This window comes from Bacteroides sp. 51, assembly GCF_010500965.1.
In the GTDB taxonomy this organism is placed as follows: domain Bacteria; phylum Bacteroidota; class Bacteroidia; order Bacteroidales; family Bacteroidaceae; genus Bacteroides.
This window is the reverse complement of record NZ_QVMI01000011.1, coordinates 70979-83546: the sequence shown is the minus strand read 5'-3', so window position 1 is coordinate 83546 and position 12568 is coordinate 70979. Positions and strand designations below refer to the sequence as shown.

Below are 12568 nucleotides of genomic sequence, written 5' to 3'. Positions count from 1 at the left end.
GATATTTCTTGTTTATACTCTAGTTTTCACGGTACATCAGTTCATGTACCAAGTTTATTAATTCGTTTTTCGTCTCTTTTTCTACTGATACTTTATCTAAACTGCGCATTGCACTGTTGTAGTATTCGCGCATTTTATTTTCACAGAGTTCTTTAATCCCCACTTCGTTATATATTTCTATAACTGCTGAGATTTTTTCCTCCGGATTAAAGGTTTGTGTTTGCATCCATTTATTCAATTCGGCTTTCTGTTGACCATTAGCCAGTTCCATGGTTTTGATCATCATATAGGTTTTCTTGTTACACAAGATATCACCACCAATATTCTTCCCAAAGATAGCCGGATCTCCATATACATCCAGAAAATCGTCTTTGAGTTGAAAAGCCAAACCGATATTTATTCCAAAGTCGTACAATAAATCAGCATCTTGCCCGGATGCCCCGCCTTGTATGGCTCCCATTTTCAGACTTGCGGCAAGTAAAACTGCTGTTTTCAGACGGATCATTTCCAGATAATCTTGTTCGGCTACATCATCCCGTTGTTCAAAATCAACATCATATTGCTGCCCTTCACAGATTTCCAAAGCAGTAACGCTGAACAAGTCCAACATTTCCTTTAAACTAGATAACGGGGCTTCAGCTACATATTGGTATGCTAACACCAACATCGCATCGCCTGATAAAATAGCTGTATTATCATTCCACACTTTGTGAACTGTCTTCTTTCCCCGACGCATGTCGGCTCTATCCATCAAATCATCGTGAAGAAGTGTGTAATTGTGATACATTTCTATTCCTGTAGCCGGGGCCAATGCAGCAGACACATCGTCTTTATACAAGTTATACGCCATCAACATAAGTACCGGGCGAATACGTTTCCCCCCCATAGATAAGACATAATCTATTGGAGTATACAATCCTTCCGGAGCGTGTATGAGGGATAAGCCGGATATGTAGGCGTTTATTTTATCAAGTATTTGGTTGGCCGTATGCATTTCTTTAGATTCAAATAAGGATATTATGAAAAAAGGCTGCCGTAAGCAACCTTTTTTCACCTGTATAATACTATTACTGTAGTCTGAACATTACAGGCACCGTGTATTTCACACGTACTGCCTTACCTCTCTGCATACCAGGTTTCCACTTAGGCATCTGGCCGATTACACGGAGAGCTTCTTTATCAAGATATGGGTCTACACTGCGCACAACCACAGGGTCAACTACAGAACCGTCTCTGTTTACAACGAACTGTACGATTACACGACCTTGTGTTCCGTTTTCCTGTGCAATAGTAGGATATTTGATATTTTTAGAAAGGAACTGCATCAAAGCTGCGTTACCACCTGGGAATTCAGGCATGTTTTCTACAACTTCAAAGATAGTTTGTTCTTCCGGTTCTTCTTCTTCTACAACAACAGGAACGTATTTTACTTCTACTTTCTCACCGACATCTTCGGTAGATGCAATAGCAGTTTCCTGTACATCAGCTTTGTCATCCACGATCTCAAGTACCTCAGCTACAGAAGGAACTTCTGGTGGTGGAGGAGGCGGAGTGTTTTCCTGTTGTGTAATAGGAATAATTTCTTCTTCAAATACAACGTCGACCAAAGCCTGACTTGTATCAATCACTTTATCACGCTCTGTCCATTCGAACGCAACAAACATAAAAGCAAGCACGATCACGTAGCCAATCAACATCCACGTTGACTTTTTGCCTTCGAGATCTGCCTTAGGTGATTTTTTAACTTCCATAATATAATATAATTTTTAACGTGTTCCTCATTTTGGGCAAATATAGTACAATTTCAAGTAATCCTTCCGATTACTCGTTTTTTTTTGCACTAACCCCATGGTATTTTTGATTTTTTAATTCTTCAAACCCTATAAAAAGGTTCTTTCTGTTGGGTTTGAATAAAGTGCAATTCATTTGATTAATGCCGCAAATGTAACTTAGATATTTTAAAATACCGTATCTTTGGACTGTTTTTTTAATAGAAAAATTAAAAATAGACTGAAATCGGACAAAAAACATGAAGAAAATAACAATAGCAGTCGACGGATTTTCATCAAGCGGGAAAAGTACAATGGCAAAAGACCTGGCCAAAGAAATCGGCTATATCTACATTGATAGCGGCGCCATGTACCGGGCTGTAACCTTGTATGCAATGGAGCACAACTTATTCAATGGTGAAGATATCGATACGGAGAATCTTGAAAAGCAGATACAAGACATACATATATCTTTTCAACTCAACCCCGAAACCGGACGCCCGGATACTTATCTGAATGATGTGAATGTGGAGAACCAAATCCGTAGCATGGATGTTTCTTCTAAAGTCAGCCCGATCAGTACTCTAGGTTTTGTTCGCGAAGCTATGGTTCGCCAACAACAGGAAATGGGTAAGACCAAAGGTATTGTTATGGATGGCCGGGACATCGGTACCACCGTCTTTCCTGATGCCGAATTGAAGATATTTGTAACTGCTTCCCCCGAAACACGGGCAGAGCGTAGATACGAAGAGTTAAAGGCCAAAGGACAAGATGCCAGCTACGAAGACATTCTCAAAAACGTAAAAGAGCGCGATTATATTGACCAGAATCGTGAAATCAGTCCGCTTCGTAAAGCAGATGATGCTATACTTTTAGATAACAGTACAATGAGCATCTCTCAGCAAAAGGAGTGGCTCATGCAACAATATTTGCAAGCCGTGCAATGACCAGAGTTGTGGTTGAAATGGACGAAGGTTCGGGCTTCTGCTTTGGTGTAGTCAACGCGATAAAGAAAGCAGAAGAGGAACTGGCAAAAGGAGAAACACTTTATTGTCTGGGTGATATTGTGCATAACAGCCGTGAAGTAGAACGCTTGAAAGAACTCGGCCTGATTACGATTAACCACGACAAATTCAAAGAACTGCACAACGCCAAAGTATTGCTCCGGGCACATGGGGAGCCTCCCGAGACTTACGAAACAGCCCGAAAGAACAATATCGAAATCATCGATGCAACATGCCCTGTGGTACTGCGCCTTCAAAAAAGGATTAAACAGGAACATCTGGATAATCAAACTGAGAACGATCAGATTGCAATTTATGGCAAAAAAGGCCATGCCGAAGTTTTAGGGCTGGTTGGACAAACGGAAGGTAAAGCCATTGTCATTGAAAACATTGATGAGATCAACAAACTGGACTTCAGTAAGAACATCTGGTTATACTCGCAAACCACTAAGCCTCTGGATGGTTTTGCTACGATTATTGAAGAAATCAAAAAACGTATTTCTCCACAGGCTACATTCGAATACTATGATACGATTTGCCGCCAGGTGGCTAACCGCATACCCAATATCCGTAAGTTCGCATCAACACACGACCTGATCTTTTTTGTGAGTGGAAAAAAGAGTTCGAACGGAAAAATGCTATTCGACGAATGCCGGAACATCAACCCGAACTCTCACCTGATAGAAAGTAAAGAGGATATAGACAACTCTTTATTAGTAGGAGTCAATTCAATTGGGGTATGTGGCGCTACGTCTACACCGAAATGGCTCATGGAAGAAGTTTACAATTATATTAAATCTAAAGTTTAAAAACTTTAATGCGGTTTCTTCGCTCACCCTTTTTACTATCTTTGCACCATCAAATTTAAACTATTAAGAAAAAAGATTGTCATGGGAATAGTTAAATGTGTCGGAATCTTAACATCCGGAGGTGACGCACCCGGAATGAACGCAGCTATTCGTGCGGTAACACGTGCAGCTATCTATAATGGTTTGCAAGTAAAAGGCATATATAGAGGATATAGAGGCTTGATCACCGATGAGATCGTTGAGTTTAAAAGCCAGAACGTAAGTAATATCATTCAATTAGGAGGCACGATTCTAAAAACAGCACGCTGTAAAGAGTTTACCACTCCGGAAGGACGTAAAATTGCTTATGAAGCCATGCAACGACATGGAATCGACGCTCTTGTCATTATCGGCGGTGATGGTTCGTTGACCGGTGCCCGTATATTTGCCCAAGAATATAATATTCCTTGTATAGGACTTCCCGGAACGATTGATAATGACCTGTATGGTACAGATACTACTATTGGATATGATACGGCATTGAATACGATATTAGATGCTGTGGATAAAATCCGCGATACGGCAACATCTCACGATCGTTTGTTCTTCGTAGAGGTTATGGGACGTGATGCCGGATTCCTGGCATTGAACGGAGCAATTGCTTCGGGTGCCGAAGCTGCTATCATTCCCGAGTTCAGTACCGAGGTAGACCAACTGGAAGAGTTTATCAAGAGTGGATTCCGCAAATCGAAAAACAGTAGTATCGTGATCGTAGCCGAAAGTGAACTAACCGGAGGTGCCATGCACTATGCTGAACGTGTAAAGAATGAATATCCACAATATGATGTACGTGTAACCATTTTGGGACACTTACAACGTGGTGGTAGCCCAACGGCTCACGACCGCATCCTTGCCAGTCGTCTGGGTGCTGCGGCTATTGATGCTATAATGGAAGATCAACGCAACGTTATGATAGGAATCGAGAACGATGAGATCGTATATGTGCCTTTCTCAAAGGCCATCAAAAACGATAAGCCTATTAAGCGCGAACTTGTAAATGTACTAAGAGCATTATCTATTTGATTTATTAGGAGGGTGTGTCATAAGGCTATTTCGTCACATCATTGCGAACGCAGTGAAGCAATCCAGATTGTAGTTTTGGCTGGATGGCGCCCGGGTAAACCCTCGCAATGACGTGATGGGAAAGGCTTATGACACACCCTCCTTTTTAAGGATGAGCGTCATCTTCTCATAATTATTTAAAAATTAAAGTGTATCTCGCCAGGTTTGCTACTACTGCTGCTACCTGTACTTACACCCGATTTATTATAATACTTCAATGCCTCGGGCATATACTCCTGTAAACGTTTGATACGCGTATTATCTGAGGGGTGCGTACTTAAAAACTCAGGAACACTGCCACCTTGTGCGGCCATTCTTTGCCAGAATGGAATAGCTGCCTCCGGATTATACCCTGCCATTGCCGCAAACACGAGTCCCATATGATCGGCTTCGCTTTCATTTAAGCGTGAATAAGGAAGCATTACTCCCACTTGCGCACCCAGTCCATAAACAGTTTGCGCTAAAGCCTGAGTCTCCTCCGATTTCTTCATTAGTGACAGTCCCAGCCCCAGTCCTACACCACCATAACTCACCAGCATTTGTTGGCTGATTCGCTCTGCGGAGTGTTTGGCTACGGCATGGGCCACTTCATGCCCAAGTACAATTGCAAGTCCTTCTTCCGTTTGTGTATAAGGTAAAATACCTTCATTCACTACAATCTTTCCTCCGGGCATGCAGAATGCATTGGGTTCTTTATCCTGAACCAAATGAAACTCCCATGCAAATTGTTTTAGATCATCGGCTCTTCCATTGGTTCTTAAATATTCTTCTACGGCAGCAGCTATTCTTTTCCCAACCCGAACAACCATAGCCGTTTGTGCGGCATTAGTTGACGGTTTAGCCTCTGCCATATATTCACTAAAACTTTGTTTACTCAAACTCAGTACTTCTTCATCAGAAACCAGATGAAGCTGCTTTCTTCCTGTCAATGCTACCGTACTGCAACCATTAACAGCCAATAGAGCAATCAACAATAATGTTGCAAATGATAATTTCTTCTTTTCCATATTTATCTTTTTAAGAAGTTAGAAGTTAGTAGTCAGGTCAATGAGAGCACTCTCGTAAAGGTAAAAATAAAACTTAACTACCAGCTACTGACTACCAACTTCTAACAGTTTTATAACGAATTAGAAACCGGGAATGTTTATCTTTGCTGCCGGATTTTATCTTTATCACTCGTGGACCACAAAAATAAGCATAATCTTTCAGTTATTAACGATTTACAGCAACAGCAACTTCTGTTGCGTATGGAGTACGAACACGAGAAGGAAGAGTTTCAACGCCAAACCGAAACGATGGGAGTAGGCAGAAAAGTGAAACGGGGCCTTTGTTGGTATCCGGTAAAACCCGGAAGAAGTTTCTACAACTCACTGAACCAGCTTGCTTTTGAGGTTGAACGCAAAGAAGATAAAGAGATAGAGCATAACTTCGAATTTGGCAAACCGGTATGCTTTTTCAGGCAAGATCCCACAGGAAAACTCCATTACTTTAACTTCACGGCACAGGTTAGCTATGTTGATGATGACCGGATGGTGATCGTTATGCCTAACGCCCACGCTCTTGCCGATGTACAAACTGCCGACTATCTGGGAGTACAGCTTTATTTTGACGAGACAAGTTATCGTACCATGTTCGAAGCACTGGTCGATGTGATAAGGGCAAAGGGAAATCGGCTCGCTGAACTTCGGGATACGTTACTTGGCACTCTCCCAGCCCGCCAACGCGAACTTTTCCCTATACGTTTTCCCTGGCTAAACTCCACCCAGGAAGGAGCGGTGAACAAAGTACTGCGTACCAAAGACGTTGCCATAGTGCATGGCCCTCCGGGAACGGGCAAAACAACGACTCTCGTCGAAGCCATCTACGAAACATTACACCGCGAGAACCAGGTACTTGTTTGTGCGCAAAGCAATACAGCTGTTGACTGGATTTCGGAGAAGCTGGTCGACCGTGGAGTCTCCGTACTACGAATTGGCAATCCGACCCGTGTGAATGATAAAATGCTCTCGTTTACCTATGAAAGGCAATTTGAGAACCATCCGGATTACACTGAGTTGTGGGGAATCCGCAAATCCATCCGCGAAATGTCAGGCAGGATGCGAAAAGGAAGCTATTCGGAACGTGAGGGAATGAGAAGCCGGATGAGTCGCCTAAAAGACCGGGCTACGGAACTCGAGATACGCATTAATGAAGAGCTGTTTGCCAATGCCCGCGTCATAGCATCTACGCTGGTCAGCTCCAACCACAGGATATTGATGGGGCGTAACTTCACCACCCTTTTTATTGATGAAGCAGCACAAGCGCTGGAAGCAGCCTGTTGGATTGCTATCCGCAAAGCAGACCGGGTGATATTCGCCGGCGACCATCAGCAGTTGCCTCCTACCATAAAATGCATCGACGCTGCCCGGGGAGGATTGGACAAAACATTGTTAGAGAAGGTTGCCAGCCGGAAGCCAACTGCTGTTACCTTATTAAAGGTACAGTACCGGATGCATGAAGATATTATGCGGTTTTCCTCCAACTGGTTCTATGAAGGTATGCTGGAGGCAGCGCCGGAGATTCGCAACCGGGGCATACTCGACTACGACACGCCCATGGTTTGGATAGATACGGCCGATCTGGATTTCCATGAAGAGTTTGTCGGCGAAAGTTTCGGGCGTATTAATAAAGAAGAAGCAGAACTGTTGTTGCAACAGCTTCGGGAGTACATCGGGCGCATTGGCCAGACCCGGATATTAAACGAACAAATTGATTTCGGTCTGATCTCCCCTTATAAGGCGCAGGTGCAATACCTGCGCAAGAAGGTACGGACCAACAATTTCTTCCGTCCATTCCGCCACCTGATTACCATTCATACCATAGATGGATTTCAGGGACAGGAGCGGGATGTGATCTTTATCAGCCTTGTGCGGGCCAATGAAGAAGGCAGCATTGGTTTTCTTACAGACCTGCGCCGGATGAATGTGGCCATTACCCGTGCACGGATGAAACTGGTTATTCTGGGGGATGCTTCTACTTTAACAAAACATCCCTTTTATAGAAAGCTGTTTGATTATATGCAGTCTATGTAATAGACCATGCATCGTCCGCATGGAGAACCCGGCTGCGGCACCATGCCGCGCCTAGTCTTCCCACCGCATTTCAAGATCCGCAGACGTATAAGAATAAGCTCCAAAGTATCCCAGCGCACCGCCTTTGATGTTGCTGGTTGGGTTAGCCAATCCTTCATCTATATTATATAAGGTATCAAAGTACTTATACACGCCTCTATCTATGCACTGCATTTCTACGGTAACAACATCGCCTTGTTCAATAGGATCATCATCTCTACCGCCATTCACATAACGAATAAATATGGGGTGGCTAATCTTAACACCATCCGAGAACTCTGTAGACATCAACCGGTCTTCAAGCCGGTCTTTCAACAGAGGCTTTTCATGGTTTATGTACAATACATAACGATAATATTCATTTTCCTTTCCTACAGGGTCCATAAAATGAACTTGCGGAACGGCGTAGTCCATTATCGGCATCTTCCATACAGTCAGGGATTCGATTTCCACCCGGGGAGGCATATAAGAGGTTGCGGTATATTCCACATCTTCGTATTTAACAGATAGATAATAGGTGGTACGTTCTGTTCCAACGATGGTTGTTGCCACGTAGCGCCCCTCGGCATTACATTGCAGGGTTTCCGTATTTCCCGCATCGTCCGAGATGGTGACTACCGCATCGGTTATAGGTGGGTAGTCATTGGAATCACCGAAATCTTTGGTCTTCGTGATCAGTACTTCGGCAGCAGCTCCCATGCGGACTGTACCTTCAATCACCAACTCCGGATCTACCGAATTTAAGTCAACATCAATAATATCTTCGCAGGAGGAGAAAGAGAACAGGGCTGTTAATCCGGCAATCAGGGTAAATATAGTTTTCTTATTCATAAGACAAAGGATTAAAATTTAAAGTTCCACGATACAGAAGGTACATACGTAAACAAGGCGTAGCGATAGGCCGATGTTTTGCTCGGATCGTCTTCGTTTGTTTTAAACTGAATCATATAGGCATTGCGTCTGCCGTAGGCATTATACAAGCTGAATGCCAGTTCGGATTCGAACTTCTTGGTTTTCTTCAACAAACATGTTGCTCCCAAATCCAGGCGATGGTAGGCCGGTGCGCGATATCCGTTGCGTTCGGCATAGTACATGACGTCTTTTCCGTCAATCTGGTATTTACCGCTGGGGTAAGTGATGGCATTTCCGGTATAATATATCCATGCCGCCGACAAGGTCCATTTACGGTTCAGTTCATAGATACCCACCAGTGAGATGTCATGCGTACGGTCCTGATAGGCATTGTACCAACGGTTTTCGTTTATGCCGTCAATCTTCTTCTCTGATTTGGCCAGCGTGTAGCTCAACCAACCATTGAAGCGCCCTACGCGTTTCTTAAACATGAATTCTATACCATAGGCGCGCCCTTTACCAATGCGCACTTCGGTATCTATTACGTCATATCCCTGGAATTCGGCATGATCTTTAAAGTCTATCTGGTTGCGCATGTTTTTATAATAGGCTTCAATGCTGAATTCGTAGGTGTTATCCTTGAAGTTCCGGAAATAGCCTACGGTAAACTGATCGGCTATCTGGGGTTTAATGTTATTGGAGCTTGACGTCCAACGGTCGAATGGGGTACCGTTGTTTACATACGTCAGCAGGTGCATATTCTGTGTGGTCCGGGCATAAGATGCCTTCACGGATGATACGTCGTTGAATTTATACACGGCCGAGAGACGGGGTTCGAGGTTGAAGTAGGTCTTCACGAACTTGCCCGATTTGTGCCACACGCTGTCTACTACTTCATGATTGTCGTCTATCTCGTAATATTCTCCTTTTCCCATAGCCGAGAAGGCAGACAGGCGCAAGCCATAAAGCACTTCCAGACGGTCGCCCAGTTTCAACTGGTTGGAGATGTACAATCCGTTTTCCCATGAGTAACGGTGATGCAGGTTTACGGCAGTCGACTCGTCGGAACTTGTATTGAAATCGCCGGGACCAATGTCGTGGTAAGTCGATTGAAGCCCCATTCTCCAGGTGCTGTTGATGTTTGGTTTGTATTGAAACTCCTGACGGAAGCCATAGTCGTTGATTTTGGCATCTCCGGTTTCGTCCATTCCCATTTCTACGTCATAGCCATAGGAGTACTGGTTGTATTGCAGGGAGGTGGTCGACAACCATTTCGGATTCATATTCCTTGTCCACTTGGCATTCAGGAACATGTTTCCCCAACCCATATCTGCTACGTCTTTCAGTACCATCTTGTCGCGACCCAGATAGCCGGAAACCGAGAGCTGGTCTTTATCGGACAATGCAAAATACAGTTTCATATTCAGGTCGTAGAAGTAAAGGTAGGCATTCTGCGCATCTTCAATGCCCGACAAACGGGCGATGGCATCGGCATAAGTGCGTCTTGCTCCGAGCAGGAAAGATGATTTTCCTTTTTGTATCGGGCCTTCAACGTTAATCTTAGACGAGATCAGTCCGATACCACCCGACACGCCGTAGTCTTGCATATCGCCATTGCGTTGCTGCACATCGAGTATGGCGGAGAGGCGTTCGCCGTATTGAGCGGGGATCGGTCCTTTGTAGAGCGCCACGTCGCGCAGTACGTCGGAGTTGAAGGTAGAGAAGAATCCCATCAGGTGGGAGGCGTTGTAAACGGAAACGTTATCCAGCATCACCAGGTTCTGGTCGGCCGTACCTCCACGGACAAAGAAGCCGGTACTCCCCTCGCCTGCGCTCTTTACGCCGGGCATCAGTTCAAGAGATTTAATCACGTCGCGCTCGCCCATCAGTACCGGAAGTTTGTTGAGTTGTTGTACTTCCATTTGGGTTACTCCGGTTTGAGCGTCGGAAACATTGGCATCTACACGTTTGGACGTAACCACTACTTCGGCCAATTGAACGGATGCCTGGTTCATGGTGACATTTCTTTTGAGGTTGCCCGTCACCACGACCTTAACTTTCTGGACATCGTAGCCCATGTAGTTAAAGAAGAGGGTGTACTCGCCTTTTGACAGTGTAATTGAATATTTTCCGTTTCTATCCGTAGTAGTCCCATAAAATGGCTGGCTCTCCGGAAAGATGGATACTCCTATCAGTGTTTCACCTGTCTTGGCATCAGAAACCTGACCGGTCACAGTATAATTCTGTGCAGAGATTGCAATAGGAATAAAGCATAGTAGGAAAATGAATGCGGAGCGAAATCGCTTTTCGAGTGTCATAAATGAAGTTTGTTTAGGCCCTTTATCATAAAGGAGTTTTTAAATATAAGATCAAATTATTATTGGTTGCAAAAGTATATAATAAATCAATACGATATAGAAAAATGAGACTAACCAAATGAATTATGATACGAAATAGTGTGAAAAAGCGATAAACTATAAATATCGTAAAACAAAACGGTTTCCCCGGTTTCTGTTTATATAGACGATTATGTGCTGGAAAAATTGCAAAAGTTATACGACTTTTTTTAGAAAAAAGTTTCTCACTTGATTTGAGGTACTTTCTCAGTCGTACTGCAAAAGTTTCTCATCCGCCTTGAGGTACTTTCTCAGTTGCATTATAAAAGTTTCTCGTTTGGCTTGAGAAACTTTCTCAGAATCGCTGCAAAACTTCTACAATATGTTGCAACTACATAGCGCAAAAAAAAGAAGGCGCCCCTGCCAACAGAGACGCCTCATTATCTTAGAATAACGATTAGTTATTTTCAGGGCGGAGCTTACGAACCACTGCACCAGCCTGCCACATTTCGCTCTCGCGAAGCGCTTTCAGTTCGGCTTCCAAACCTTCACGGTAGTCGGGTTTAGAGTTGGTGTCGATAGAGCGTTGTGCTTCGTTACCGATTTTCACTTCATTATATAGCTTTTCGAATACAGGTTTTGAAGCATCGTGGAAAGGTCCCATCCAATCCAAAGCACCACGTTGAGCGGTAGTCGAACAGTTTGCATACATCCAGTCCATACCGTTTTTAGCAAACAAAGGCATCAACGATTGGGTCAGTTCTTCTACTGTTTCGTTGAAAGCTTCGGATGGAGTATGTCCGTTTTCGCGCAACACTTCGTACTGAGCAAGCAGGATTCCCTGAATGGCTCCCATCAGCGTACCGCGTTCGCCTGTAAGGTCGGAATATACTTCGCGCTCGAAAGTAGTTTCGAACAAATAACCCGAACCTACACCGATACCCAACGCCACTACACGGTTGAAAGCATTGCCCGTTGCATCCTGGAAGATGGCGTAAGAAGAGTTCAAACCGCGACCTTCGAGGAACATCGTGCGCAATGAAGTACCCGAACCTTTAGGAGCTACCAGGATTACGTCTACATCGGCAGGAGGAATGATGTTGGTACGTTCTTTGTAAGTAATACCAAAACCATGCGAGAAGTATAGGGCTTTACCCGGAGTGAGGTGTTTTTTTACTGTAGGCCATACTTCGATTTGAGCAGCATCCGAAAGCAAGTATTGGATAATGGTTCCACGCTCGCAGGCTTCTTCTATCTCAAATAAGGTTTCGCCGGGCACCCAACCGTCTGCTACGGCTTTTTCCCAGGTTTTTCCACCTTTACGTTGACCAATAATTACGTTGAAGCCATTGTCGCGAAGGTTTAGCGCCTGTCCGGGACCCTGAACACCATAACCGATCACGGCAATGGTTTCGTCTTTCAATACTTCACGTGCTTTTTCCAATGGAAATTCTTCGCGGGTTACTACATTCTCTACAACACCGCCAAAATTCATCTGTGCCATTTTTAAGTTCTTTAGTTTTGAGTTTTTAAGTCTTTGAGACTCAAAAACTCTGGTTTATATTAAAGTTTATAATTTACAAAGTT

The 12568-nt window shown here is 44.0% G+C and carries 10 protein-coding genes; 4 read left to right on the top strand and 6 right to left on the bottom strand.

Annotated elements, in window-relative coordinates:
* Nucleotides 1-19 precede the first annotated feature (19 nt).
* Nucleotides 20-994 carry a polyprenyl synthetase family protein gene (locus tag D0T87_RS10460; RefSeq protein ID WP_163175071.1) on the bottom strand — a complete coding sequence of 325 codons (975 nt, stop codon included), beginning with the start codon at nt 992-994 and terminating at the stop codon, nt 20-22.
* Nucleotides 995-1067: 73 nt separating this feature from the next.
* Nucleotides 1068-1751 (bottom strand): energy transducer TonB, encoded by a 684-nt coding sequence (locus D0T87_RS10455; protein ID WP_163175070.1) that lies wholly within the window; start codon nt 1749-1751, stop codon nt 1068-1070.
* Between the two features lie 278 nt (nt 1752-2029).
* On the opposite strand from D0T87_RS10455, the gene cmk reads away from it, so the two are divergent.
* The 3 genes from cmk (at nt 2030) to pfkA (ending at nt 4644) form a co-directional block, all read left to right on the top strand.
* Nucleotides 2030-2716 (top strand): (d)CMP kinase, encoded by a 687-nt coding sequence (gene cmk, locus D0T87_RS10450; protein WP_163175069.1) that lies wholly within the window; start codon nt 2030-2032, stop codon nt 2714-2716.
* On the top strand, nt 2713-3582 hold the full coding sequence (locus D0T87_RS10445) for a 4-hydroxy-3-methylbut-2-enyl diphosphate reductase (RefSeq protein WP_163175159.1): 870 nt from the start codon (nt 2713-2715) through the stop codon (nt 3580-3582). Before cmk ends, D0T87_RS10445 begins: the two co-directional genes overlap by 4 nt.
* Before the next feature lie 81 nt (nt 3583-3663).
* Nucleotides 3664-4644, top strand: a complete 981-nt coding sequence (pfkA, locus tag D0T87_RS10440) for a 6-phosphofructokinase (RefSeq protein WP_163175068.1) — start codon at nt 3664-3666, stop codon at nt 4642-4644.
* A 176-nt stretch (nt 4645-4820) separates the two neighbouring features.
* Here the strand turns inward: pfkA and D0T87_RS10435 are convergent, their stop codons facing one another.
* Nucleotides 4821-5690, bottom strand: a complete 870-nt coding sequence (locus D0T87_RS10435; RefSeq protein ID WP_163175067.1) for a M48 family metallopeptidase — start codon at nt 5688-5690, stop codon at nt 4821-4823.
* 171 nt (nt 5691-5861) lie between these two features.
* Between D0T87_RS10435 and D0T87_RS10430 the strand changes: the two genes are divergently transcribed.
* Nucleotides 5862-7754, top strand: coding sequence for an AAA domain-containing protein (locus D0T87_RS10430; RefSeq protein WP_370526835.1), 1893 nt, complete (start codon nt 5862-5864; stop codon nt 7752-7754).
* A 51-nt stretch (nt 7755-7805) separates the two neighbouring features.
* On the opposite strand, the gene D0T87_RS10425 is transcribed toward D0T87_RS10430, so the two are convergent.
* The 3 genes from D0T87_RS10425 to ilvC form a co-directional block, all read right to left on the bottom strand.
* Entirely contained in the window at nt 7806-8624 is an 819-nt protein-coding gene (locus tag D0T87_RS10425; protein WP_163175066.1) for a DUF4249 domain-containing protein, read from the bottom strand.
* 11 nt (nt 8625-8635) lie between these two features.
* Complete coding sequence (locus D0T87_RS10420) at nt 8636-10963, bottom strand: TonB-dependent receptor (RefSeq protein ID WP_163175065.1); 2328 nt, start codon at nt 10961-10963, stop codon at nt 8636-8638.
* A 475-nt stretch (nt 10964-11438) separates the two neighbouring features.
* Nucleotides 11439-12485 (bottom strand): ketol-acid reductoisomerase, encoded by a 1047-nt coding sequence (gene ilvC, locus D0T87_RS10415; protein ID WP_163175064.1) that lies wholly within the window; start codon nt 12483-12485, stop codon nt 11439-11441.
* Nucleotides 12486-12568 lie beyond the last annotated feature (83 nt).